Raw genomic sequence first — 25,449 nt, 5'->3', positions numbered from 1 at the left:
TAGGCGTGATCTTAATAAATATGTGCGACGATGTTGCAGAAAGCACAGAGGAAAATCGCCAAATAATTCATAGGAGTCTTCTGTGAACTTTTTAAAAAATATCACCATCAGGGCAATGCTTTTAATCATACTGGGGCTGTTTTTGGTTGTGTGGGGCGGTGCATCTTTCTTTACCTCCACCTCATTAAACAGCATGACGAAACTGTTGGAAACCAGTGAAACACAACGCAAAAACGTAGAAATCTTGGTAAAAGGTAACGATCAATATTTTCGTACGGTTACGCGTGTTGTTCGCTCGATGGATTTCCAGCAAACGGGTGATGTCGCCGATGCGGAGAAAGTTTTCACGGCGGCAACCGCAGCATTTAAAATCACATCGGATCAACTGGCGGCATTTAAACGTATTGAACATGTTGGTGTTGATAAAGAAACTGCAGACAATATGACTGCTGCGTGGAGTCAGTTATTGGACAACGGATTGACACCCATGCTGAACGCTGCGCGTGAAAATCGTCAGGATGAATTCCGCCAGCTCTTCCGTAAAACGTATCCACCACTTAGCGTCGCGTTTGGTGCCAACATGGATAAATACCAATCCGCGATTTTTTCGTCGACAGAAACCTCAATGGGCGAGGTGTACGGTCTGGTCGGCTGGAGTAACAAGATTCTGCTCGGTGCAGCGGTGATTGGATTGATTATCCTCTTATTGACCGATCGCTACTTGGTTAACTACTTGGTTAAACCGTTGAATATGATCAAGGGCTATTTTCAGGTACTGGCTGCCGGTCAGCTTAATCATCCCATTGAGGAGTTTGGCCGTAACTGTGCTGGGCAGTTGATTCCTTATCTGAAAGAGATGCAGGGCAGTTTGGTTAATACCGTTTCCATTATCCGAGACAGTTCCGCATCGATTCATCAGGGATCCAGTGAAATTAAGAGCGGTAATGACGATTTATCCGCACGTACTGAACAGCAGGCTTCGGCACTGGAACAAACGGCCGCCAGTATGGAAGAGCTGAGTGCGACGGTGAAACAGAATGCTGATAACGTTCACCAAGCTACTAAGTTAGCACAGGATGCTTCTGTTGCGGCGAAGAAAGGTGGCGAGGTCACGTCGGATGTGATGGCGACGATGGCGAGCATTACGACCAGTTCGAAGAAAATTGCTGATATCACCAGCGTGATTAACGGCATTGCCTTCCAAACCAATATTCTGGCGCTGAACGCGGCAGTCGAAGCGGCCAGAGCGGGGGAGCAGGGGCGTGGTTTTGCGGTGGTTGCTGGCGAAGTTCGCAATCTGGCACAGCGCAGTGCTCAAGCAGCGAAAGAAATTGAAAGCCTGATCACAGAATCCGTTGAACGTATCCATGTGGGCTCTGATCAGGTTACACAAACGGGTGAAGCGATGGATTCCATCATTTCCGCAATTACCCGAGTGAACGACCTGATGGGAGAAATCGCATCGGCATCGGACGAACAAAGTCGTGGTATAGAACAAATCGGGCTTGCAGTCACCGAAATGGATGGCGTGACACAACAAAACGCCGCGTTGGTACAAGAATCTGCCGCCGCTGCGGCATCGCTGGAAGATCAGGCTCGCCAGTTGACCGAGGCTGTATCGGTATTCCAACTGTCGGCTGCAGACGCGCGCCGTCGTCCTCAGGATCGACTGGCGGAGAATGCACCAACTGCAAAGAAACCGATGTTATTAGCGGCCGCAGGTGGGAAAAAAGGCAATGCTAACGACAATTGGGAAACTTTCTGATAGCTCCATGTTACGTGGTGTCAGCGTGCTGATAGCCGCGAAATTCAGGTAATTTATCGCTAAAAGCACTGGGACAGGTTCCCGGTGCTTTTTTGTTATGGCTTTAGCCAGTTCAAAACGCATTAGCTTCTTGAACATACAACCACCCGCTATGCATGTGGTTATGATTTATCAATAGAACATTGATGGCGGAATCGAGGTCTTTCTGTGCACAAGATTCCCCCCCGTTACGGCACCGTGGTACACCCACTGCGGGTGATAACCTGAATCTATTTCAACAATCATGACGTACAATCACTGGATAATCGTAACTCTCTCAACTAGAGTGTTGACGGCGCTAGGGTCTGATCAGAGCCGTGCGATAGACATAGTTACACCTGCAGGAGAATAATAATGTCATCACTAAGTAAAGAAGCCGTTATGGTGCACGAAGCGCTGCTGGCACGTGGTCTGGAAACGCCGCTGCGTGGGGCGTTGTTGGATCGGGATACGCGTAAGCAACGTATTGCTGAGCATATGACGGAAATTATGAATTTGCTGAGTCTCGATCTGAGCGATGACAGCCTGGCTGAAACACCGACTCGTATCGCTAAAATGTACGTTGATGAAATATTCTCCGGCTTGGACTACGCCAATTTCCCTAAAATCACCATCATTGAAAACAAAATGAAGGTTGATGAAATGGTTACCGTGCGTGACATCACGCTGACCAGTACCTGTGAACACCATTTCGTGACGATCGATGGGAAAGCGACGGTGGCGTATATCCCGAAAGATGGTGTCATTGGTTTGTCGAAACTCAACCGCATCGTCCAGTTTTTCTCCCAGCGCCCTCAGGTGCAGGAACGCTTAACGCAGCAGATTCTCGTCGCGCTGCAAACGCTGTTGGGTACCAATAACGTTGCGGTTTCGATCGATGCGGTGCATTACTGCGTGAAGGCGCGCGGTATTCGTGATGCGACCAGCGCCACGACCACGACATCGCTCGGCGGGCTGTTTAAATCCAGCCAGAACACACGTCAGGAATTCCTGCGCGCGGTTCGCCACCATAATTAAGCCTGTTTTATTGGCGATGATGCCGGGAATATCCTCGTCATCGCCACAATAAGTTACCGTCAAATTAGCAAGTGTCTTCGCTTTTTCCTTTTCTGTGCATACAATCGCTACTTCGATGATTTGAAAATGTAATTTGTATGCCTTCTCACACTATTCCGTCACCGCATTCGTCACCTTCGCGGATCGTTACACTGGATTTCGCGCGTGGCATTGCCATCTTGGGCATTTTACTGCTCAACATTACGTCATTTGGTTTACCGCATGCGGCATACCTTAATCCAGCCTGGCAGGGAGACCCCACGTTGTCCGATACTTTGACGTGGGCGGCGATGGATCTGCTGGCGCAGATAAAATTTTTGACGATATTTTCCCTTCTGTTCGGGGCGGGATTGCAGTTGTTACTTCCCCGAGGAGTACGCTGGGTTCATGCTCGTTTGTTCTGGTTGATGATCATTGGGTCGATTCATGCCATCTTTCTGTGGGATGGCGATATTTTGTTTGACTACGCGCTGATCGGCATCCTGAGTTATAACCTCATTCGTTACGCCACGAGTAGCCGACAACTGATATACATGGGGGCTTTATTATACCTAGTTGAGATCATTGTTCTGTTTGTTCTAAACCATATTTTGACGTTACAACCAGGGCGATTCTGGTTACCGAGCGTGGCGGATGTCTCCTATGAGGCTTACTGGCGAACTTTGGGGGGAGCAGAAGCCTGGAAGATTCGTTTTGATCTGCTGACGGATGGTTTCTTGTCATTAGGATTACAGTACGCTTGGGTTCTGGCTGGCATGATGTTATTAGGTGCAGGGTTGATGCGCAGCGGCTGGCTGAAGGGGGAATTCAGCACAGCGCACTATCGTAAGGTGGCACTGTGGCTGATTCCGCTGGGCCTGGCGATTAACAGTATCGGTGTGGTGGGGCAATGGCTGGTGGACTGGGAATATCGCTGGAGCGGGCTGTTATTGCAAATTCCGCGCGAGCTGAGTTCACCCTTGCAGGCGATAGGCTATCTGGCGCTGTGCTACGGTTTTTGGGGCACGCTGTGCCAATGGCGCATTACGTATTGGATTACAGATGTCGGGCGTATGGCGTTAACCAACTATTTGCTGCAAACCTTTATTGGTGTGATGCTATTCAACCAGCTTGGTCTGTTTATGGCCTTTAGTCGTCTGCAACTGTTAGCGCTGGTGCCCCTTATCTGGATCGTTAATCTGGTTTTTTCTCACTACTGGTTGCGCTATTTTCGGCAAGGTCCGCTGGAATGGCTATGGCGCAAACTGACTAATGCGATAGGGAAAACGGCGTAGAACAAGCCCTAAGCGCTGGGCTCGTTCTGTAGTTTGGATTCGGGCTCGGCTTTCGCTGGTTGGTCAGGTTTAGTCTGATGAACGGGCGAGGGCAGCACTTGCTCCGGCAGGACAGCAGGATAATCTGGGGCATCTTCTGGAATGGTATGTTCTGCGGGAATCGGCACTTGTGGTCCTAAAAAGCGGGGTTCGCGTTTGAGGATATACAGATCGAACAGTGCACCCAGACGAGCGCCAAACTCACGAACTCGCACGGTCATCATATTTTTGGGCGAAGGCACGGCGTAACACTGCGCCTGAATCCCGAGGTGCAGCGCAATGAATAGCGCGCGTTCGCAGTGGAAACGTTGGGTGATGATGGTGAAATCGTTGGTATCAAACACCTTGCGTGTTCTGACAATGGAATCCAACGTACGGAACCCCGCATAGTCCAGCACGATATCTGAAGGCGGAACGCCCGCGGCGATCAAATCGCGACGCATTGTCATCGGTTCATTATAGCTTTGCAGCGCGTTATCACCACTGAGCAGAAGATAGCTAACTTTACCGCTGTTGTAGGCGTTAATCGTCCCTTGCATACGGAACAGGTAATACTGATTGATCACACCGGTACGGTAGTATTTCGCCGTCCCCAATACGACGCCAACCTGACGCTTCGGCAAGGCCTGAAGTTCATCGTAAATAAATGGAGCGGTTTTCCAACTGATCCAACGATCGAGGGCAAAAGCAGAGAGCAGCAGCACGCCAATGAGGGCTAACAAACCGAATGTCAGGCGTTTCCACATGCTTATGCCTCGGGCAAGGCTAGTCGACTAATCATGCCTCAAGGCTACTTTACCTGACAGGGTGACGCAAGACGAAGGCGAGGAACGGATGGTTTATTGATTGAATTTTCAGCGTTAGGATGAGAATGCCAGTAAATATCACGCCAGCCTTTCGGGCAGAAAAGCTGGCGTGATGGGTAATACTGGTTACTTAGTCCGTTGTTAGGGGAAACACAGGGGGAGGTTCCCGCAGGGAGGCCTCACCCCTGTGGTCGCCCCGTGTATCTCGATCCTCAAACGATCGGTATTAGGCGTAATAGGCGCGTTAAACTCGGCTACCCCACAGATCGTACTCGTCTGCGTGTTCAACTTTGACCTTAACGATATCACCGACTTTCACGCCCGTTTCTCCGTTCAGGTAAACCGCGCCGTCGATTTCAGGGGCATCGGCCATGCTGCGGCCAATCGCGCCTTCTTCGTCGATTTCATCGATCAATACCAGCACTTCACGGCCAATTTTATCCTGCAAGCGCTGGGTAGAAATGGCCTGCTGAAGCTGCATGAAACGATGATAACGTTCTTCTTTGATCTCTTCCGGCACCTGATCCGGCAATGCATTTGCCGCAGCACCTTCGACCGGGCTGAATTTAAAGCAGCCCACGCGATCGAGTTTAGCTTCTTTCAGGAAATCGAGCAGCATTTGGAAATCTTCTTCCGTCTCGCCAGGGAAACCGACAATGAAGGTAGAACGCAGCGTTAAGTCTGGGCAGATTTCGCGCCAGCGCTTAATACGCTCCAGCGTTCTTTCGACTGCGCCGGGGCGCTTCATCAGTTTGAGAATTTTCGGGCTGGCGTGCTGGAGTGGGATGTCCAGATACGGCAGAATCTTGCCTTCCGCCATTAATGGAATCACATCGTCTACGTGCGGGTAAGGGTAGACATAGTGCAAACGCACCCACACACCGAGAGACGCCAGTTGCTCACACAGGCTGACCATACTGGTCTTGACCGGCTGCCCGTTCCAGAATCCGGTACGCTGCTTCACATCTGCGCCGTACGCCGAGGTATCCTGAGAAATCACCAGCAGCTCTTTTACGCCGGCATCAACCAGACGTTTCGCTTCATCCAGCACCGAACCGATTGGGCGGCTATCCAAATCGCCACGCATAGATGGGATGATGCAGAATGTGCAGCGGTGGTCACAGCCTTCTGAGATTTTCAGATACGCGTAATGGCGTGGCGTGAGTTTCACGCCCTGCTCAGGGACTAAACTGGTAAACGGGTTGTGCGTCGGTTTAGGAACATATTGATGTACGTGCGACAGCACCTGCTCGTAGCTGTGCGGGCCGGTAATTTCCAGCACTTTTGGATGCACTTCGCGTATTTGATTTTCTTTGGCACCCAGACAGCCTGTGACGATAACTTTACCGTTCTCATTCAGCGCTTCGCCGATCGCTTCCAGCGACTCTTGTACGGCGCTGTCAATAAAACCACAGGTATTGACGATCACCAGTTCAGCGTCGTCATAGCGCGGGACGACCTGATAACCTTCAGTACGCAGTTCGGTCAGAATCCTCTCGGAGTCGACGAGGTTTTTCGGGCAGCCGAGGGAAACAAAGCCGATACGTGGTTGTTGCATATTATTCGCTCACAAAATAAACAGAAAATAAAAACCGGAGGATTTTACACCATAGTTGATTATCCTTATAGTCAGTGGCGTAAAACTCAGCATTTTATCGTCGTGGTGATGAGGTTTTTAATCGCTGATTTCTTCAATAAATGTAAACCTTGCCCCATTTTTTTGCACAAACATTGCCCGCCGCCTAAATTTACAGGACTTTTTGTTGGATGGAGACAACGCGATGTCCTATTGCCCAATGCCTCGCCATTCTGCTTTACACACACGGTTACGACGATTTTCTGCTGCGCCACATTGGCTGCTGCTTGGCGCTACGCTGCTGTTTTCCAGCCCGCTAGTAGCGGCAGAACCGAAGGTGACGGAATTACAGGATAAACTGGACCACCCGTGGTCATTAGCGTTTTTACCGGAAGGTCAGGGGATTTTGATTACGGAACGCGCTGGGCATTTACGCTTGTGGAAAGCGGGGAGCGCGCTGTCTGCCCCGATAGCGGGCGTCCCGAAGGTTTTCGCTAAATCACAGGGCGGATTGCTGGAAGTCGCGCTATCGCCGGACTTCGCGCAGAATCGACGCATCTACCTGAGTTTTGCTGAAGAGGGCAGTGATGGTAAAGCGGGAACCGCAATCGGCTATGGCAAACTCTCCGAGGACAATAAGCGATTAGAGAACTTCACGGTCTTCTTCCGTCAGGAACCGAAGTTGTCGACGGGTAACCACTTCGGCGGCAAGCTGGCGTTTGATCGACAAGGTCACCTGTTTATCGCGCTGGGTGAAAACAACGAGCGCCCGACCGCACAGGATCTGGATAAGCTACAAGGCAAGATTGTTCGCCTGACGGCGGAGGGGAAAGTACCGTCCGATAACCCGTTTGTGAACACGCCTAACGCACGACCGGAAATCTGGTCTTACGGACATCGCAACCCGCAGGGATTGGCGATTAATCCGTGGTCTGGCGTGCTGTGGGAACATGAACATGGCCCGAAAGGCGGCGATGAAATTAACATTCCCAAAGCGGGCGAAAATTATGGCTGGCCAATTGCAACGCATGGCATTAACTATTCCGGGCTGAAGATTCCAGAAGCGAAAGGAAAAGAGATCGCCGGTATGGTGAATCCCGATTTTTATTGGGAGAAATCACCGGGCATCAGCGGAATGGCCTTCTATAACAGCGACCGTTTCCCGCAGTGGAAAAACTCAGTCTTTATCGGCGCACTGGCAGAGAAGAACCTGATTCGTCTAACGCTTGATGGCGATAACGTCGTTTCACAAGAGCGCTTGCTGAGCAACCGCGGTGAACGCATCCGCGACGTAAGACTGGGGCCTGACGGTTACCTCTATTTTCTGACCGATCATGACAATGGCAAATTACTGAAAGTCGGGCTGGAGTAAGAAATCAGGCACCTTACGGTGCCTGTTTCATTTAAGACAGCGGAATCATGACGTGCTTCTGATACGCGGGGCGCTCGGTGAGTTGCTGATACCAGCGTTCCAGATGCGGGTGCGATTGCTGATCAATCGGCATATTCAGCCAGCCATAAACAATACAACCTAGCGGAATATCGCCAACGCCAAACTGTTCGCCGGATAGCCACGGCTGATTAGCCAGAACGGTATCGACAATATTGAACAGTCGTTCGCATTCGGCGATGCCTTTCTGAACTAACGCCATATCGCGTTTTTCCGGCGCGACGCGCACCATATTGATGAACACGGGCCCGAAAGAGACGGCGAGGGCGCTGGCCCAGTCCATCCATTTTTCAGCACTGGCGCGTTTGCTAGGATCTGCGAGATACAGCGAATCCTGGCCATACTGTGCCGCCAGATAACGGACGATGGTGTTGGACTCCCACAGCACCAGATCGCCGTCCCGCAAACAGGGGATGAGGCCATTCGGGTTCATCGCCAGATAATCGGCTTCATGGTTAAGGCCGAATTGCCCACCCGCCGCAATATGCTGATAAGACAGCGCCAATTCTTTCGCGCACCACAGGACTTTCTTTACGTTGGTCGAATTATCACGACCCCAAATCGTTATCATACCTGCCCCTCTTTCTTAGTGAAGCCTGCCCCGGTCATCCGCGACAGCCGATGAGAAATAATGATATGCCTTTTTAGTCTTTATGATTTAACTTGTCATTCTTAATAATGACAGCAAGTTACATTCAGACAGGAAAGTTACACAATGAAATTGACGCATTCTGTTCGCGCCGTGTTGGGCATCACACTGTTGGCTGCTGGTATGCAACTGGCGATGGCCAGCAGCGATCCTCAGACGATCACATTTGGCGTGGCACCAGGACCGTATGGCGACATGGTGAATCTGGCGATCAAACCTGAGCTGGTGAAGAAAGGCTACAAGGTCGTCGTGCGTGAATTCAGTGATTACGTTCAGCCCAATTTAGCGCTGGCTAACGGCAGCATCGATGCCAACCTTTTCCAGCATACGCTGTATCTGGAAAAATTCGCCGCCGATAAAGGGTTAAAAATTTCCCCGCTGATTACCGTACCGACGGCCAGCATGGGCTTCTACTCTAAGAAAATCAAATCGCTGGATGAGCTGAAAAAAGGAGACGTGGTCACGCTCTCTAACGATGCCACCAATCTGGCGCGCGGTTTGCGTTTCCTGCAATCGATAGGGCTGGTTACGATCAAAGCTGATATCGATCCGACCAAAGCATCTGAGAAAGATATTCTTGAAAACCCGCGCGGGTTGGTCTTTAAACCGATGGAAGCGGCACAACTGCCCCGCACGCTGGATAGCGTGACGGCATCGTTGGTGAACGGTAATTTCGCGCTGGCGTCCGGAATGAAACTGTCATCGGCTATCAAGCTGGAAACGCTGGATGAGAACCTGAAAAACATTATTGCCGTGCGTACCGACGATCTCGACAAGCCTTTTGTTAAAGATACCAAAGCGATTGTGGAAGGACCCGCGTATGCCGCAGTGATCAACGATCCGGCATTGATGTACAGCCAGTTCCAGAAACCGGAGTGGATGCAGGCAAAAACGCCAGCGCCCGCACAGTAAGCATCAGGCTTGCACAGAATACCATTTGGCCGGTCTATGACCGGCTTTCTTCTTTTCCGCTTAGGCTAGGAGTTTGCGGATAATGATTCAGTTAGAAGGGGTAAGCGTTGACTTCTCTCATGGGAAGCAGCCAGAAAACCGCGCGGTAGACAACGTGTCGTTGCACATCCGGCGCGGAGAAGTTTACGGTATTGTCGGCACCAGTGGTGCGGGAAAAAGTACGCTGCTGCGAACCATCAATCTCTTGCAGCGGCCGACGTCAGGCCGTGTGCGCGTCAATGGTGTGCTCATCAGCGAGCTGTCAGGGCAGCTTCTGCGGGAACAGCGGCAAAAAATCGGCATGATCTTTCAGCATTTCAATCTGATGCAGACGCGTACCGTGGCGGAAAACGTGGCCTTTAGTCTGAAAGCCGCTGGGAAATCCAACGCGGATATCACGACGCGCGTGCCGGAAATTCTGAATCTGGTGGGGCTGGCAGATAAAGCATCGTCTTATCCGGCACAGCTCAGCGGTGGTCAGAAACAGCGCGTAGGCATTGCCCGAGCGATTGCCAACGATCCCGAAGTATTACTGTGCGATGAGCCAACGTCGGCGCTCGATCTGGAAACCTCAGCCGCTATTCTGGCGCTGCTGAAAGAGATTAACGAGACACTGGGCATTACCATCGTGCTGATTTCTCATGAGATGAGCGTGATTAAGGCCGTGTGCGATCGTGTGGCGGTAATGACGGGCGGTAGGGTGGTGGAAGAAGGCGATGTGTTCGATATCTTCGCGACGCCGCAGCATGCATTTACCCGCCAGTTGGTTTCCCACACGCTCGATTTGGCGCTGCCGCCGCGCTTGCTGAAGGATTTGCAGGGCACATTATTAAAGATTTTATTCGTCGGTGAATCGGCGGAGCAACCCGTGCTGTCGGATGTCGCGACGCGTTTTGGTGTGTCCGTGAATATCCTGCACGGTAAGATCGAATACATCGGCAATCGTGCGCTAGGCATCCTCGTGGCGCTATTGACGCATCCATCTGACCCCGTAAAAGTGGCGGAAGCGGTGGAACATATTCAGATAAGAACGGCGAACGTGGAGGTGCTGCATGGCTGATTTATGGATCGATCTGGTCGCGGCATTTGGCGAAACATTCCAGATGGTAGGGATTTCGACTCTGCTTGCTGTCATCGGCGGTTTACCACTGGGGCTGCTGATTTATGTCACGGACAGAAATTTGTTCTGGCAAAACCGCGCCGTCTATCTGTTTGGCACCGTGTTGGTGAATATTATTCGCTCTATTCCCTTCGTGATCCTGCTGGTCTTGCTGCTGCCGCTGACGCAGTGTCTCTTGGGGAATACCATTGGACCCGTGGCGGCGGCGGTGCCGATGTCAGTAGCGGCGATCGCGTTCTATGCGCGGCTGGTGGATAGCGCGCTGCGTGAAATCGATCCCGGCATCGTGGAGGCGGCCGAAGCATTTGGCGCCAGCCCGATGCGTATTATCGGCACGGTGTTACTGCCAGAAGCGAAAGCAGGGTTATTGCGCGGCCTGACGATTACGCTGGTGAGCCTCATCGGCTATTCGGCGATGGCAGGCATTGTCGGCGGGGGCGGCGTGGGGGATCTGGCGATCCGCTTCGGCTATTACCGCTATGAAACCGAGGTGATGGTGATCACCGTGGTTGCGCTGGTCATTCTGGTGCAGGTGGTACAAACATTGGGCGACTGGCTGTCAAAGCGTGCAGATAAGCGCGAACGCCGCTAAGGGTTTTCATATCTGAGCACGAGGGAGGGAGTTACACTGCCATGTTCCTCGTGCCGTCCGTTATTTCCTCTAATTGTTCTATCGCTTGCATTTTCAGATATTCCTTATTTTCCCTAAGTCCTTTTTTTATCAGCATTTTTTTTGGTTCTTGCATTTCTTTGACTATCTTTACAGAAGGAACGGTTTTCATCCCAGAGATGACGCGTTACTTTTATGTGTTACTAAAGTTTTCAAAAAATATTGAAAATTAAGAATTTTTAACGACTGATGGACATTGCGGCGAACTCATGAAAACAACCCCTTTCCTGACCAGACTCACGTCTTTCTCTGTAGGTACGGTATTGCTTGTTGGTTTGGTGCCTTTCACCTATGCTGAACAGCTGCCTGCGGTGCCGCAAATCGACACCAAAGCCTTTATCCTGATGGATTACCACAGCGGTAAGGTGTTGGCGGAGAGCAATGCCGATGAGCGCCTTGACCCTGCCAGCCTGACAAAAATCATGGCGAGCTATGTCATTGGACAGGCGATTAAATCCGGTAAAATTAGTCCGACGGATGAAGTGACCGTCGGAAAGGACGCTTGGGCAACTGGCAACCCAGCGCTACGTGGCTCGTCACTGATGTTCCTTAAGCCGGGGGACCGTATCCCCGTCTCTGAGTTAAATAAAGGGATTGTCATTCAGTCTGGTAACGATGCCAGCATTGCGCTGGCGGATTACGTCGCAGGCAGTCAGGATGCGTTTGTCAGCCTGATGAATAATTATGTGAAGGCGCTTAACCTGACGAATACGCATTTCCTTACCGTGCACGGGCTTGATGCCACAGGGCAGTACAGCACCGCACGTGATATGGCTCTGTTAGGCCAGGCGTTGATTCGCGACGTGCCGGAAGAGTATGCGTTGCACAAAGAAAAAGAATTCACCTTCAATAACATTCGCCAACCGAACCGCAACCGTCTGCTGTGGAGCACTAACCTGAATGTAGACGGTGTGAAAACTGGCCACACCAACGGCGCGGGACACAATCTGGTCGCCTCGGCAACGGAAGGCAATATGCGTCTGATTTCCGTGGTGCTGGGGGCGCAAACGGATGCCATTCGCTTCCGTGAAAGTGAAAAGCTGCTTACCTGGGGCTTCCGTTTTTTTGAAACGGTAACGCCTATTAAGGCGGATGCCCCCTTTACCACGCAGCGGATTTGGTTTGGTACCGAGAAAGAAGCACGACTTAGCGTCGCACAGGATGCTGCGCTGACCATCCCGAAAGGGCAGATGAAGAACCTGAAAGCTAGCTTTACGCTCAGTCAACCACAGCTTTCCGCACCGCTAACCAAGAATCAGGTTGTCGGCACCATCGATTTTCAACTGGATGGCAAAAGTATCGGGCAGCGCGAACTGGTGGCGATGGATGATATCCCCGAGGCCGGTTTCTTTAGCCGCCTCTGGGATACGGTGATGATGAAGATGCAGCAGTGGTTTGGTGGACTATTCAGTTAATTGCCGGGGTGGATTAACTGAATACCGTTGTTGGAAAAATAACGTAAGTAGGCGTCGCTCGGGGCGCTGTCGGAAATGACCGTATCAAACAGCGTCATCGGGCCAATGTAGGCGCGTTTGATCTGGCCGAACTTGCTGCTGTCCGCCACGATAATGCTGCGCTGTGCGGTCGCCATTGCGCGCTGTTTCATACCCAGCTCGGCAAAGTTAAAACAGGTGGCGCCCGCGTTAAGTTCGATACCTGCTGCTGAGATAAACGCTTTATTCGGGCAGATGTTATCCAACTCGCTGCGCTGGTTGAGCGGGGTGAAAATTGCGTTATCGTGATGATATTCCCCACCGCATAAAATCACTCTACACGCCTTTTTGTCCTGTAGTGCCAAAAAGGTATTCAGGGAATAGCAAATCGCGGTAAAAGGCAGTTCATCAGGGATAGCATCAATGATGAAAGGAATCGTGGTGCCGCAGTCGAAAAAAACGGTATCGTTTGCTTCTACGAGATGCGCAGCAGTCGCACCGATAGCCTGCTTCTCCCTGACCTGTTTAGTCTGCTGGTCGGAGACAAAATAGTTTGTGACACCGTTATTTTTCAGGTCACTCACGACGTAGCCGCCGAGCAGCATAATGCTGGTGGAATCTGCATTCAGATCGCGGCGCACGGTCATCTCGGACACGCCGAGTAGCTGTGCGGCGTCCTTCAGATGGAGTTTATCGGTTTTCTTTAATGCCTGAGCCAGTCTGCCGATTCGTTCGTCGCGCCGCGTTTCCATAACATTCCCAATTTGTAAGCTATTTTTGTTGTTAGTAGTTCCCTGCTGCGGCAGCTTCACCTGAAACGATAGCAACGCCTGAGCTGGTGCCGATACGCGTGGCGCCTGCTTCAATCATACGCTGTGCCGTTTGGCGATCGCGAACCGCGCCGGATGCTTTGACACCCATCTCGCTGCCGACGGTGCTACGCATCAGTCGAACGTGTTCTTCGCGCGCACCGCCGGTGCTGAAACCGGTAGACGTTTTGACGAACGCGACATCCAACTGACGACACATTTCACACACCAGTACGATCTGCTCGTCATCAAGCAGACAGGTTTCCAATATTACCTTCAACGGTATAGCGGCGCAAACCTCGCGTACGGCCTGAATATCTGCTCGAACGTCGGCAATCTTCCCGCTTTTCAGCCAGCCGACGTTAATGACCATGTCGATTTCCTGAGCGCCGGCATCAATCGCCGCTTTGGCTTCAAAAGCCTTGCTGGCCGTCAGGCCTGCACCGAGAGGGAAACCGATGACAGAGCACACCTGAACGTCAGTGCCCGTCAGCTTTTCGGCGACTAAGGGAACATAGCCTGAATTCACACAAACAGCATAAAAACGGTGTGCTACCGCTTCCTCGCACAGCGTGATGATTTGCTGTTCGGTAGCATTGGCCGCCAGCAGTGTATGGTCGATATAGCGTGCGTAGTCAGTCATGGTAAATCCTCGGTGGTATCGATAAAAAATCAGTGGTGCGATTATGACACTCAATGATTAAAGTGTCACAAAAATAACAATAAAATTAAACCTTGTTATTTTAATAACAAAAAATGAAGTAAATGTGATAGCGAATGTGTGAAAAGTGAGAAGAGAAGGTGTTTTGGCTAATGTAGAGCGGAAAATAAAACGCCCATCGCTCTTGAACCTGAAAGGCGGGAACGATGGGCTCCTCAATAAGGGGAATCAAAGAAAAGCAGTGGCACTTATTCAGACTTTAGGGAAAAGAAAAAGTTCTCGCTTTTCTGAAAAATATTGTCGACTTTTTACATTTTTTCAGCCGGGTAATTCAGGCCAGATAATCACGATAAGTGAACCCGCTAATGTCAGCAGCACGTTGGCGATCGCATAGGTGCCCGCATAGCCGAGTGCAGGGATGTTACTGCGAGCCGTATCGCTGATAATTTCCATGGCGGGTGCACAGGTCCGCGCGCCCATCATCGCGCCAAACAGTAGCGCCCGGTTCATTTTCAGTACATAGGCGCCGAACAGGAAACAAATCACCACGGGTACCAGACTGACAATGAGTCCCGAAGCCAGCATTTGGATACCGACGTCTCCTAGGCTGCTGTTGATTGTGCTACCTGCACTCAAGCCAACACCAGCCATGAAGACCATTAGGCCAAATTCTTTGACCATATTGAGCGCGCCTTGCGGAATATAGCCGAAGGTCGGGTGGTTGGCACGCAGGAACCCCAGCATGATACCGGCGAACAGCAACCCAGCTGCGTTGCCGATACCAAAGGTGAAGTTGCTAAATTGGATGGTGATCAGTCCGACCATGATACCGATAACGAAAAAAGCGCAGAAAGCCAGCAGATCGGTAACCTGGCTGTGAATAGAAATAAACCCGATTCTGTCAGCAATGCTTTTTACTCGACGGGCATCGCCGCTGACCTGCAAGACATCCCCCTTATTCAGCACGACGTTATCGTCAATCGGCATTTCAATCTGGCTGCGGACAATACGGTTCAGGAAACAGCCGTGATCAGTCAGCTTCAATTGGCTAAGGCGCTTGCCGACGGCATTGTGGTTCTTAACGACGATCTCTTCCGTCACGATGCGCATATCCAGTAAATCGCGATCGAAGACTTCCTTACCATCGCGGAAATTGGAGTTCAGGCGGGAATGCGAGTCTGGATAACCGACTAGCGCGATCTCATCGCCGATTTGTAAAACGGCATCACCGTCGGGACTGGCCAGAATGCCGTTGCGTCGGATGCGCTCAATGTAGCAACCCGTTTGGCGATAGATCCCCAACTCGCGCAAATTCTTGCCTGCCGCCCAGTCAACCAGCTCTGGCCCGACGCGATAGGCGCGAATCACTGGCAGATAGACTTTTCTCTGGCTGTCTGCGTCCAGCCCGCGCTCACGTGCAATCTGCTGTGCGCTGGTAGGCAGGTCCTGATGTTGGAGTTTGGGCAGATAGCGTGCGCCAAAAATGAGGCTGACCAGCCCGACCAGATAGGTCAGCGCATAGCCCAGGCTCAGGTGATCTTGCTCAATACCGAGCTGGCTTCCCATACTGGCGGTGTTACGCAGCGTGTCGCCTGCGCCGACCAGCACCGGCGTTGATGTCATGGAACCGGCCAGCATCCCCGCCGTCAGGCCAATTCCCCAGCCAAAGAGTTTACCTAGACCCAACGCGAGTAGCATGGCGCTACCGACCATCACCAGCGCCAGCATGAAATAATTTTTCCCGTCGCGGAAGAAAATAGAAAAGAAATTGGGTCCAGCTTCCACTCCCACGCAAAAAATAAATAACATAAAACCGAGGCTCAGTGCTTCGGTATTAATCGAAAAATGTTGTTGGCCGAGTAATAAAGAAACAACTAAAACGCCAATAGAATTACCGAGTTGTACTGGCCCGAGGCGCAATTTACCCAGACAGAGCCCTAATGAAAGAACGACAAATAATAGCAGAATGTAATTCCCATTTAACAAATCAGCGACGTTTATATTCATGGAATGTAACTTGTTGTTTACCAGTAAGTTCTTGATGTTGTTCATTATAGCGGCTAGATTTAGCCATGAAATGCATGAATTCCCGTGACGGTATCAATACGCGTCAGCTGAAAGGAATCAGCCTCGTTCAGTATAATTTATCCGATAAAAATTGTTCAGTGTAATTATTGTTTAATTTAATGATTGTGGTGTCGCTGTTGAAGAAATGTAGCGGGTTATTGTCTTTTTTTGCGGACAACCTGCGCGTCGAATAAATCGTAGCGAAGCCTCATGTTTTTCATATCGGGGAATAGAGAGACCCGTCAACTTTACCATACCGCATGTTTTCTCTCATGTTTCGGTATCTGGTTGATGCAGGGTGGGAGGCATATTGAAAGAGGGCGATTTATGGCAAAAAATAAAGGTTGGGTGGGCGCGACCTGCTGTTTTCTCTTGTTCACCGTAGTATTCCTGAGCCAAAAAATTGAGGTCTCGGATGTCGCGGTGCATGATGGGCTGCGTGGCAGTCCGGGGATGCTGCTTTTTCTGCTACCCGGCATGATAGCCTGTTTTCTTTCCGCGCGAGGCCGCTTGCTTTACCCGCTGTGTGGCGCGCTGGCGGCGATGCCCGTATGCTTACTGGTACTTCACCTCTGGAATACGCCGATGCGCTCTTTCTGGCAAGAGTTGGCCTACGTGATGAGTGCGGTCTTTTGGTGTGTGCTGGGGGCGCTAGGTGTGCTGTGTTTACGCGGTCTTTATCGACGCTATCTTCGCTAACTGCCTATTTCGTCACCATAAACGCATCGCCATAAAAAAGCGCGGACTTTCGCCGCGCTTATTTTGTCAGTTTGATGATTATGACTGGAACAGAGCCAGATGCGCTTTGGCGTAGGCTTCAAAATCGGTGCAGCCGCCGATGTGCTTTTCATCGAGGAAAATCTGCGGCACGGTTTCAACCGGCTTTCCTACCGTCTTGGACAGATCTTCTTTCGTGATGCCTTCTGCATGGATGTCGACATAGCGGAAGCTGAAGTCATCACGTTGCTCGGACAATTTTTCTGCCAGTTCTTTCGCACGTACACAATAAGGGCAAGCGGGACGCCCGAAAATTACAGCGAACATGTAAACTCCTTTGTAAAATTAGAAAATGTTCTCATTCTTGAAACGCATAGCGTGACGTCTGTTGTAGACAAGGCCACGACTAAACGTGTTACGGTTAATGAGGTTACTGCGAATTACGCTACTATGCCTGTATACATTGATGAAAAAAAGTCGTCATTACCTGTTACAACGATTTGCTATACCGATTAGGCTGTGGGGTAATGCAGCCTCCACCTGAGCTACGATATACTCCCTTCAAACTGCATGTACGATGTACGTTACCGACTGAAGGATGCCAGTGTGACACCAACCATTGATTTGCTACAGCGCCACCGTTCTATTCGCGCGTTTACGTCTCAGGTAGTGACGGATGAGCAACGCCACGCCATTATTACCTCCGCACAAAGCGCCTCCAGCTCCAGCTTTTTACAATGCAGCGCCATTATCCGTATCACCGATCCTGCCGTGCGTGAAACGCTGGTTCACTATACCGGCGAGCAAGGTTATGTGGCGCAAGCGGCAGAATTTTGGGTTTTTTGTGCCGATTTCCACCGCCATGTGGAGATCTTTCCACAGGCTGAAACTGGGCTGGCCGAGCAACTGCTGATTGGCTGTGTCGATACCGCCCTCATGGCACAGAATGCGCTGGTCGCCGCAGAGTCGCTGGGGTTGGGGGGCGTATTTATCGGCGGAATCCGTAATCGAATTGCTGATGTGACACAATTGCTGCAATTGCCGCCGTTGGTTATGCCATTGTTTGGCCTGTGTCTGGGGTACCCGGATGCGGAACCGATGCTGAAACCGCGTATGCCAACCGCCATGATGCTGCATGAAAATGTCTATCAGCCGCTCGATCGCGATGTGCTGGCGCAATACGATCAGCAAATGGTGGAATATTATCTGCAACGTACCGGTAGCCGCTGCGAAAGCTGGAGTGAGCACGTTGAACGGACGCTGAAAAAAGAGTTACGTCCATTCATGCTGGACTACTTACATCAACAAGGATGGGCGATACGCTAGTATCTGTAGGATATTTATGAAGATAGCCATTCTGTCTCGTGATGGGGCGTTATATTCCTGCAAACGTCTGCGTGAAGCGGCTGAGGCGCGCAAGCACAGCGTTGAGATTATTGATCCACTTTCCTGTTACATGAATATCAATTCGGCGGCGCCATCGGTGCATTACCGTGGACGTCGGCTGGATAAATATGACGCGGTGATTCCGCGCATTGGTTCACAGATTACGTTTTACGGCACGGCGGTATTGCGTCAGTTTGAAATGCTGGGAAGCTACCCGCTGAATAACGCTGTGGCGGTCATTCGCGCCCGCGACAAACTGCATTCGCTACAGCTACTTGCCCGTGAAGGCATTGATCTGCCGATTACCGGTTTTGCCCACTCACCGGATGATACCGGGGACCTGATCGCGATGGTAGGTGGCGCGCCGCTGGTCGTTAAACTGGTGGAAGGTACGCAGGGGATTGGTGTGGTATTGGCCGAGACGCGTCAGGCAGCGGAAAGCGTGATCGATGCCTTTCGCGGGTTGAATGCGCATATTCTGGTGCAGGAATATGTACGTGAAGCACAGGGTAAAGATATCCGCTGTCTTGTGATCGGTAATCGGGTTGTTGCGGCGATTGAACGGCAGGCGAAAGCGGGGGAATTCCGCTCAAACCTGCATCGCGGTGGCTCGGCGAATAACGTGAAAATTACGGCACAGGAGCGTGCGATTGCCATCAAGGCGACGAAAACTCTGGGGCTGAATGTCGCAGGCGTTGATATTTTACGCGCCGAGCGGGGGCCGCTGGTGATGGAAGTCAACGCCTCACCGGGGTTGGAAGGGATTGAAACGACGACTGGGTTCGATATTGCTGGCATGATGATTGAGTTTATTGAACAAAATACTCAGAGGCGCTTCGCAACATCGGCAACCATAAGTAAAAGTTAGCTTTCTGAAACAGGGGGGGCGCCGTAAAATACGGCGTTCCCCATTGACGTGTGGGTATCGTGCAGCGTGCGCTATCGCGCAACCGAACAAGGAATGCGGGTGATGGCGCGCTTTTATCATGGCATCGGCGTGCAATATTCCGTAAGCTATGGGCCGTTTTTAACGATGTTTCTCTCGTTACGGCAGCTTCTGGTTTACGTTTTAACATCGCTCAGGTGTGCGCGGTGTTTTCTTTTCAACAACGCTGTTTTTACGGCGACAGGTATGAGGCAAACATGATGGATTCACTCATCGTCCCGGATTTGGCTATGCTACGGCGGTGGCTGGACCAACTGAATATTCTGTATTTCGAATGTGATTCCTGTCAGGCGCTTCATCTTCCTCATATGCAAAATTTTGATGGCGTGTTTGATGCGAAAGTTGATCTGGTAGATAACGTGATTCTGTTTTCTGCCCTTGCAGAAGTGAAGCCCAGCGCGTTGATTCCTCTGGTTGGTGATCTGAGCCAAATCAATGCCAGCTCGTTGACCGTCAAGGCGTTTATTGACGTTCAGGACGATAATCTGCCGAAACTGATTGTCTGCCAGTCATTCAGCGTTGCCGCTGGTATGACGCTGGAACAGTTCCGACATTTCATGCAGCAGTCCGAAGAACAGATCTCAATGGTGATCCTCGAGGCCGGTGCTAATAATCTGCTGTTTATTGGCGAGGAAGAAGAGGGCTCTGCTGTTAGAGTCACAACCTCACATCTGCATTGATACGGTTGCTGCCAAAGGCAGCAATTGGTTTTACTTATTTTTCTCTTGCCGACATTTATTCTGGCTATTTCGCATTATTGCCAAATATTTCTCTTTGTTTGCTGCTAAACACCTTCATCACATCGATAAAATGTGAATAAATAATCGTTAAAACCCATTTTTTACGTTCAAGTATGGTGCACAGGATGTTGTGGGGTTATGCTTTATTTCTGTAAGACACAGACAGCGCCTGTGTTTGAGCGAATAAAAATCGGTGCATACACATTCACCGATTGGATAGCGCGGCAGGACATATTTTGTATCGGAACGATACAGGCTTATTTCCATGAATCACCCCCTTATATGGAGGAAGGAACGGATGTTCACCCAACGTAAAAAATGGCTATCGGGTGTTGTTACCGGCTTGCTGATGGCCGCGTCCGTCACCGCATCTGCGGAAGAGAAAACGCTGCATGTTTATAACTGGTCCGATTATATCGCGCCGGACACGTTAGCCAATTTCCAGAAAGAAACCGGCATTAAAGTCGTCTATGACGTGTTTGATTCCAACGAAGTGTTGGAAGGCAAGCTCATGGCAGGCAGTACGGGTTTTGATCTGGTAGTGCCTTCTGCCAGCTTCCTGGAGCGCCAGCTCTCTGCGGGAGTCTTTCAGCCATTAGACAAGAGCAAGTTACCGAATTACAAAAATCTGGATCCTGATCTGATGAAGCTGATTGCTCAGCATGATCCAGAGAATAAATATGCCCTGCCTTACCTGTGGGCGACCACGGGTATCGGTTATAACGTTGAGAAAGTCAAAGCCGCGCTGGGTGCTGATGCACCGGTTAACAGCTGGGATCTGGTTCTAAAACCAGAGAACCTAGAGAAACTGAAAAGCTGCGGCGTCTCCTTCCTGGATGCACCGGAAGAGATCTTTGCAACCGTGCTGAATTATCAGGGTAAAGATCCAAACAGCACCAAACCGGGTGATTACACCACGTCTGCGACCGACCTGCTGCTGAAACTGCGTCCGAGCATTCGCTACTTCCATTCATCGCAGTACATCAACGACCTGGCAAACGGCGATATCTGCGTCGCAGTCGGCTGGGCGGGCGACATCCTGCAGGCAGGAAACCGTGCGAAAGAAGCGAAGAACGGCGTGAATATCCAGTACAGCATTCCGAAAGAAGGCGCGTTGGCATTCTTTGACGTTCTCGCCATTCCGAAAGATGCTAAAAATCTGGATGAAGCCTATGCGTTTCTGGATTACCTGATGAAACCGGAAGTGATGGCGGGAATCAGTAACCATGTGTATTACGCGAGCGGTAATCTGGCCTCCTTGCCGTTGGTGAACGCAGAGATTCGTAACAACCCAGGCGTTTATCCGCCGGCGGATGTGCGTGCCAAACTGTTTACGCTTAAGGTGCAATCTCCTCAGATTGATCGTACGCGTACGCGTGCATGGACTAAGGTTAAAAGCGGCAAATAGCCTCTTGGATCTGGGTAGTTGCCCAAGAGCTTGACGGTTGCTGGTTGCGGCAACCCGATAATGGATGGGTGTAAAATGTGGCGAACAGGCGGATAACCCGCCTGTTCGCGCTCTATATTGTGTCACACCGCTGAATGTAAAAAGTGCCGAATGGCGGCATTGGTGGTGTGGCTTGTTCTGCTTTTGCCGGAGAGCAATGCGAAGTGAATGACGCGATCCCCCGCCCTCAATCAAAACCTCAAAAAGCGGCGACGCCGCTGCTGGAAGTGCGCAACCTGACGAAGTCGTTCGATGGTCAGGTCGCCGTCGATGATGTCAGTCTGACGATTTATAAAGGCGAAATTTTTGCTCTGCTGGGTGCATCTGGCTGTGGGAAATCCACGTTGCTGCGCATGCTGGCGGGTTTTGAGCTCCCCACGCAGGGGCAGATTTTTCTGGATGGTCAGGATTTGTCACTGGTGCCGCCTTACCAGCGCCCTATCAATATGATGTTCCAGTCTTATGCGCTGTTCCCACACATGACGGTGGAAAAGAATATCGCGTTTGGCCTGAAGCAGGACAAGCTACCGCGCGCTGAAATTAAAGACCGTGTGGAAGAGATGCTGTCGTTGGTGCATATGCAAGAATTCGCCAATCGTAAACCGCACCAGCTTTCTGGTGGTCAACGCCAGCGTGTTGCGCTGGCTCGTAGTCTGGCGAAGCGCCCTAAATTGCTGCTGCTTGACGAACCGATGGGCGCGCTGGACAAAAAATTGCGTGACCGCATGCAGCTCGAAGTTGTCGATATTTTGGAACGCGTGGGCGTGACCTGCGTGATGGTAACGCACGATCAGGAAGAAGCCATGACCATGGCGGGTCGTATCGCCATTATGAACCGCGGCAAATTCGTCCAGATTGGCGAGCCGGAAGAGATCTATGAGCACCCGAACACGCGTTTCAGCGCGGAGTTTATCGGCTCGGTCAATATGTTTGAAGGGATCTTGCAGGAACGTCAGGACGATGCGCTGATCATCAAAAGCCCTGGACTGGTGCACCCGCTGAAGGTGGATTCGGATGTCTCGGTGGTGGATGGCGTTCCGGTCTACATCGCGTTGCGCCCAGAGAAAATCATGCTGTGTGAAGAGGTTCCTGCTGACGGCTGTAACTTCGCGGTAGGGGAAGTGGTGCATATCGCCTATCTGGGCGACCTGTCGATTTACCACGTCAGGCTCAACAGCGGGCAGACCATCAGCGCACAATTACAAAATGCTTACCGCTATCGCAAAGGCGCGCCGACCTGGGGAGATGAGGTTCGGTTGTGTTGGGATGCGGATAGCTGTGTGGTTTTGACGGTGTAGCGAGGAAGAATGCCATGACTTTATTTCCCGAACATAGCACGGCGGAACCACCGGGCAAGGCCAGACTCTGGCTCCGTGTGCTGATGGCGCGCTGGCGTCAAAAGCACGGACGTAAGCTCGTCATCGCGCTGCCGTATCTGTGGCTGCTGCTGCTGTTCATGCTGCCGTTCCTGATCGTGTTCAAAATCAGCCTGGCAGAGATGGCACGGGCGATCCCACCGTATACCGATCTGGTTTCCTGGATGGACGACAAGCTGGATGTTTCCTTGAATCTTGGGAATTACCTGCATTTGTTGGACGACCCGCTGTATTTCGATGCCTATATGCAATCGCTTCAGGTTGCTGCCGTGTCGACGCTGTGCTGTCTGCTTATCGGCTACCCACTGGCCTGGGCGGTGGCTCATAGTAAACCGTCAACACGCAACATCCTGTTACTGCTGGTGATTTTGCCATCGTGGACGTCATTCCTGATTCGCGTCTACGCCTGGATGGGGATTCTGAAAAACAACGGAATTCTGAATAACTTCCTGCTGTGGCTGGGCGTGATCGATGAACCACTGGTCATTCTGCATACCAATCTGGCGGTTTATATTGGCGTTGTGTACTCCTATCTGCCGTTTATGGTGCTGCCGATCTATACCGCTCTGATGCGGCTGGACTATTCGCTAGTCGAAGCGTCGTTGGATCTGGGCGCGCGGCCGTTGAAAACCTTCTTCAGCGTGATTGTTCCGTTAACAAAAGGCGGAATTATCGCGGGTTCGATGCTGGTCTTCATCCCTGCGGTGGGAGAGTACGTCATCCCAGAACTGCTCGGCGGACCCGATAGCATCATGATTGGCCGTATTTTGTGGCAGGAATTCTTCAATAACCGCGATTGGCCGGTGGCGTCTGCCGTTGCTGTTGTCATGCTGCTGCTGTTGATTATGCCAATTATCTGGTTCCACAAACATCAGAGCAAAAGTGCGGAGAGTGAAGCGTGAATAATTTACCTGTTGTTCGCTCACCGTGGCGTATTGTGATTTTGGTGCTGTGCTTTACGTTCCTCTATGCGCCGATGCTGATGTTGGTGATCTACTCATTCAACAGCTCTAAGCTGGTTACCGTCTGGGCAGGCTGGTCGGCACGCTGGTATGTCGAATTGTTCCACAATACGGCGATGATCAGTGCGGTACTCCTGAGCCTGACGATTGCGGCTGCCTCGGCCACAATGGCGGTGATTCTTGGCACGATCGCCGCCGTGGTGATGGTGCGTTTTGGCCGTTTCCGTGGCTCCAACGGATTTGCCTTTATGCTGACGGCGCCGCTGGTTATGCCAGATGTGATTACCGGCCTGTCTCTGCTGTTGCTGTTTGTGGCATTAGGGCATGCCATTGGCTGGCCAGCGGAAAGAGGGATGCTCACCATCTGGCTGGCACACGTCACGTTCTGTACCGCGTATGTCACCGTGGTGATCAGTGCGCGCCTGCGTGAGCTTGACCGTTCTATTGAAGAGGCGGCGATGGATCTGGGCGCGAATCCGCTCAAGGTGTTCTTCATTATCACGGTACCGATGATTGCCCCTGCACTGCTTTCCGGCTGGCTACTGGCGTTTACGCTGTCGCTGGACGATCTGGTTATCGCCAGCTTCGTAGCAGGGCCAGGCTCGACAACGCTGCCCATGCTGGTGTTCTCCAGCGTTAGAATGGGCGTTAATCCACAAATTAACGCCTTGGCTTCCCTGATATTGTTAGTCGTTGGTATTATTGGTTTTATCGCTTGGTGGTTTATGGCAAGAGCAGAGAAGCAGCGCTATCGCGATATGCAAAAAGCGAGACGCGGCTGATTCGATCTCTCACCATAATTTGTTAGCCTAGCGAAGATTTACAGCAACGCCGCCAGAGTATGGGGGCGTTGTTGCTTTGTATGGCAATCAAGTTTTGTATGACTATCAAGCTTTATATTGGCATCAGACGTTATATTGATGCTGTATTTTTGGCGGGTAATACCCGCATGAAGGGAGAACGTTGAAATTCTGTACATGAAGAAGGAAATGACACAACGCAAAGTTTATGCCCCGGTACCCGTCATGGTAGCGGGGATTGCGATTATTGCTACGCGTTTTTTGGGGATTCTGCTGCTGGTGTGGGAGTTAGGGCTCAGCGATTTTAGTGGCTGGATTGGCAGCAACGCGGAAGCCTGGGATTCAACGCTGGTATTACTGTTATCACTTGTTGTTGTTGGCGTTGAGATCCGCTGCGGCTTTGCCGTTTTGGCCGGTGTGAACTGGGGCCGATGGGGCTATGTAGCCTGTCAGACCGCAGTAGTGTGTTATCTGCTACTGGCATCGTTCAGTGAGTTTATGCCTGCGATATTTCATATTTCAGGAGAGAACAATGCTGCCGTGTTGCATCAGCTCCTGCTGCAAAAGATCCCAGATCTGCTGGTGATTGTTTTACTGTTTCTGCCATGGCGCAGTAAGCGTTTTTTTCTGCGCCAGAAATAGACATTTCTCTTACCTGAGCCAGTCTGGCTGCTGGCGTTGCCCATGACCACGCGGAAAGATCGCAGGGT

24 protein-coding genes are annotated in these 25,449 nt (G+C 51.2%); 17 read left to right on the top strand and 7 right to left on the bottom strand.

Annotated elements, in window-relative coordinates; genetic code table 11:
* The first annotated feature begins 82 nt into the window (after positions 1-82).
* The 3 genes from H0247_RS03740 to yeiB all read left to right on the top strand — a co-directional run bounded on the left by H0247_RS03740 (position 83) and on the right by yeiB (position 4,134).
* Positions 83-1,765 (top strand): methyl-accepting chemotaxis protein, encoded by a 1,683-nt coding sequence (locus tag H0247_RS03740; protein ID WP_180741297.1) that lies wholly within the window; start codon positions 83-85, stop codon positions 1,763-1,765.
* Positions 1,766-2,158: 393 nt separating this feature from the next.
* The gene (gene folE, locus H0247_RS03735; RefSeq protein WP_005967317.1) at positions 2,159-2,821 is read left to right on the top strand and encodes a GTP cyclohydrolase I FolE; all 663 of its coding nucleotides are present in this window, start codon (positions 2,159-2,161) and stop codon (positions 2,819-2,821) included.
* Between the two features lie 137 nt (positions 2,822-2,958).
* Positions 2,959-4,134, top strand: coding sequence for a DUF418 domain-containing protein YeiB (yeiB, locus tag H0247_RS03730; protein WP_180741296.1), 1,176 nt, complete (start codon positions 2,959-2,961; stop codon positions 4,132-4,134).
* Positions 4,135-4,142: 8 nt separating this feature from the next.
* Here yeiB and sanA read toward each other — a convergent pair whose 3' ends face one another.
* Together sanA and rimO are read right to left on the bottom strand one after the other, a co-directional pair.
* Complete coding sequence (sanA, locus tag H0247_RS03725) at positions 4,143-4,919, bottom strand: outer membrane permeability protein SanA (protein WP_180741295.1); 777 nt, start codon at positions 4,917-4,919, stop codon at positions 4,143-4,145.
* Positions 4,920-5,223: 304 nt separating this feature from the next.
* A complete protein-coding gene (gene rimO / locus H0247_RS03720) occupies positions 5,224-6,537 on the bottom strand; it encodes a 30S ribosomal protein S12 methylthiotransferase RimO (protein WP_180741294.1) in 1,314 nt (437 codons plus the stop codon).
* Positions 6,538-6,760: 223 nt separating this feature from the next.
* On the opposite strand from rimO, the gene H0247_RS03715 reads away from it, so the two are divergent.
* Positions 6,761-7,927: a PQQ-dependent sugar dehydrogenase gene (locus tag H0247_RS03715; RefSeq protein ID WP_304622214.1), complete on the top strand. Its 1,167-nt coding sequence runs from the start codon at positions 6,761-6,763 to the stop codon at positions 7,925-7,927.
* A 31-nt stretch (positions 7,928-7,958) separates the two neighbouring features.
* Here the strand turns inward: H0247_RS03715 and H0247_RS03710 are convergent, their stop codons facing one another.
* A complete protein-coding gene (locus tag H0247_RS03710) occupies positions 7,959-8,576 on the bottom strand; it encodes a glutathione S-transferase family protein (RefSeq protein WP_180741293.1) in 618 nt (205 codons plus the stop codon).
* A gap of 144 nt (positions 8,577-8,720) precedes the next feature.
* Between H0247_RS03710 and H0247_RS03705 the strand changes: the two genes are divergently transcribed.
* The 4 genes from H0247_RS03705 to H0247_RS03690 all read left to right on the top strand — a co-directional run bounded on the left by H0247_RS03705 (position 8,721) and on the right by H0247_RS03690 (position 12,810).
* Positions 8,721-9,566 (top strand): MetQ/NlpA family ABC transporter substrate-binding protein, encoded by an 846-nt coding sequence (locus H0247_RS03705; protein ID WP_180741292.1) that lies wholly within the window; start codon positions 8,721-8,723, stop codon positions 9,564-9,566.
* An 82-nt stretch (positions 9,567-9,648) separates the two neighbouring features.
* Positions 9,649-10,665 (top strand): methionine ABC transporter ATP-binding protein, encoded by a 1,017-nt coding sequence (locus tag H0247_RS03700; protein WP_180741291.1) that lies wholly within the window; start codon positions 9,649-9,651, stop codon positions 10,663-10,665.
* Positions 10,658-11,317 (top strand): methionine ABC transporter permease, encoded by a 660-nt coding sequence (locus tag H0247_RS03695; protein ID WP_039519142.1) that lies wholly within the window; start codon positions 10,658-10,660, stop codon positions 11,315-11,317. The genes H0247_RS03700 and H0247_RS03695 overlap by 8 nt, the downstream gene beginning before the upstream one ends.
* Before the next feature lie 287 nt (positions 11,318-11,604).
* A complete protein-coding gene (locus H0247_RS03690) occupies positions 11,605-12,810 on the top strand; it encodes a serine hydrolase (RefSeq protein WP_180741290.1) in 1,206 nt (401 codons plus the stop codon).
* Here the strand turns inward: H0247_RS03690 and deoR are convergent.
* The 3 genes from deoR to H0247_RS03675 all read right to left on the bottom strand — a co-directional run bounded on the left by deoR (position 12,807) and on the right by H0247_RS03675 (position 16,305).
* A complete protein-coding gene (gene deoR, locus H0247_RS03685) occupies positions 12,807-13,580 on the bottom strand; it encodes a DNA-binding transcriptional repressor DeoR (protein ID WP_180741289.1) in 774 nt (257 codons plus the stop codon). The genes H0247_RS03690 and deoR overlap by 4 nt on opposite strands.
* A gap of 31 nt (positions 13,581-13,611) precedes the next feature.
* Positions 13,612-14,280, bottom strand: coding sequence for a deoxyribose-phosphate aldolase (deoC, locus tag H0247_RS03680; RefSeq protein ID WP_180741288.1), 669 nt, complete (start codon positions 14,278-14,280; stop codon positions 13,612-13,614).
* A gap of 336 nt (positions 14,281-14,616) precedes the next feature.
* Positions 14,617-16,305 (bottom strand): aspartate:alanine antiporter, encoded by a 1,689-nt coding sequence (locus tag H0247_RS03675; RefSeq protein WP_180741287.1) that lies wholly within the window; start codon positions 16,303-16,305, stop codon positions 14,617-14,619.
* Between the two features lie 387 nt (positions 16,306-16,692).
* Here H0247_RS03675 and H0247_RS03670 point away from each other — a divergent pair, with 387 nt between their 5' ends.
* Entirely contained in the window at positions 16,693-17,064 is a 372-nt protein-coding gene (locus H0247_RS03670) for an inner membrane protein YbjM (protein WP_180741286.1), read from the top strand.
* A gap of 78 nt (positions 17,065-17,142) precedes the next feature.
* Here the strand turns inward: H0247_RS03670 and H0247_RS03665 are convergent, their stop codons facing one another.
* Positions 17,143-17,409: a GrxA family glutaredoxin gene (locus tag H0247_RS03665; protein WP_180741285.1), complete on the bottom strand. Its 267-nt coding sequence runs from the start codon at positions 17,407-17,409 to the stop codon at positions 17,143-17,145.
* Positions 17,410-17,688: 279 nt separating this feature from the next.
* Here H0247_RS03665 and nfsA point away from each other — a divergent pair, with 279 nt between their 5' ends.
* The 8 genes from nfsA to H0247_RS03625 all read left to right on the top strand — a co-directional run bounded on the left by nfsA (position 17,689) and on the right by H0247_RS03625 (position 25,381).
* Positions 17,689-18,408, top strand: coding sequence for an oxygen-insensitive NADPH nitroreductase (gene nfsA, locus H0247_RS03660; protein ID WP_180741284.1), 720 nt, complete (start codon positions 17,689-17,691; stop codon positions 18,406-18,408).
* A gap of 16 nt (positions 18,409-18,424) precedes the next feature.
* The gene (gene rimK, locus H0247_RS03655; RefSeq protein WP_180741283.1) at positions 18,425-19,336 is read left to right on the top strand and encodes a 30S ribosomal protein S6--L-glutamate ligase; all 912 of its coding nucleotides are present in this window, start codon (positions 18,425-18,427) and stop codon (positions 19,334-19,336) included.
* A 278-nt stretch (positions 19,337-19,614) separates the two neighbouring features.
* The gene (locus H0247_RS03650; protein ID WP_015839949.1) at positions 19,615-20,094 is read left to right on the top strand and encodes a YbjN domain-containing protein; all 480 of its coding nucleotides are present in this window, start codon (positions 19,615-19,617) and stop codon (positions 20,092-20,094) included.
* A 358-nt stretch (positions 20,095-20,452) separates the two neighbouring features.
* Entirely contained in the window at positions 20,453-21,562 is a 1,110-nt protein-coding gene (gene potF / locus H0247_RS03645) for a spermidine/putrescine ABC transporter substrate-binding protein PotF (RefSeq protein ID WP_180741282.1), read from the top strand.
* 203 nt (positions 21,563-21,765) lie between these two features.
* Positions 21,766-22,899 (top strand): putrescine ABC transporter ATP-binding subunit PotG, encoded by a 1,134-nt coding sequence (potG, locus tag H0247_RS03640; RefSeq protein ID WP_180741453.1) that lies wholly within the window; start codon positions 21,766-21,768, stop codon positions 22,897-22,899.
* 14 nt (positions 22,900-22,913) lie between these two features.
* On the top strand, positions 22,914-23,879 hold the full coding sequence (gene potH, locus H0247_RS03635) for a putrescine ABC transporter permease PotH (protein ID WP_180741281.1): 966 nt from the start codon (positions 22,914-22,916) through the stop codon (positions 23,877-23,879).
* Positions 23,876-24,721, top strand: a complete 846-nt coding sequence (gene potI, locus H0247_RS03630) for a putrescine ABC transporter permease PotI (RefSeq protein ID WP_010277277.1) — start codon at positions 23,876-23,878, stop codon at positions 24,719-24,721. Before potH ends, potI begins: the two co-directional genes overlap by 4 nt.
* A 207-nt stretch (positions 24,722-24,928) precedes the next feature.
* Positions 24,929-25,381, top strand: coding sequence for a YbjO family protein (locus H0247_RS03625; protein WP_180741280.1), 453 nt, complete (start codon positions 24,929-24,931; stop codon positions 25,379-25,381).
* Positions 25,382-25,449 lie beyond the last annotated feature (68 nt).

It is taken from the genome of Pectobacterium sp. CFBP8739 (assembly GCF_013449375.1).
In the GTDB taxonomy this organism is placed as follows: Bacteria; Pseudomonadota; Gammaproteobacteria; order Enterobacterales; family Enterobacteriaceae; genus Pectobacterium.
This window is presented reverse-complemented; position numbering and strand designations above follow the sequence as displayed.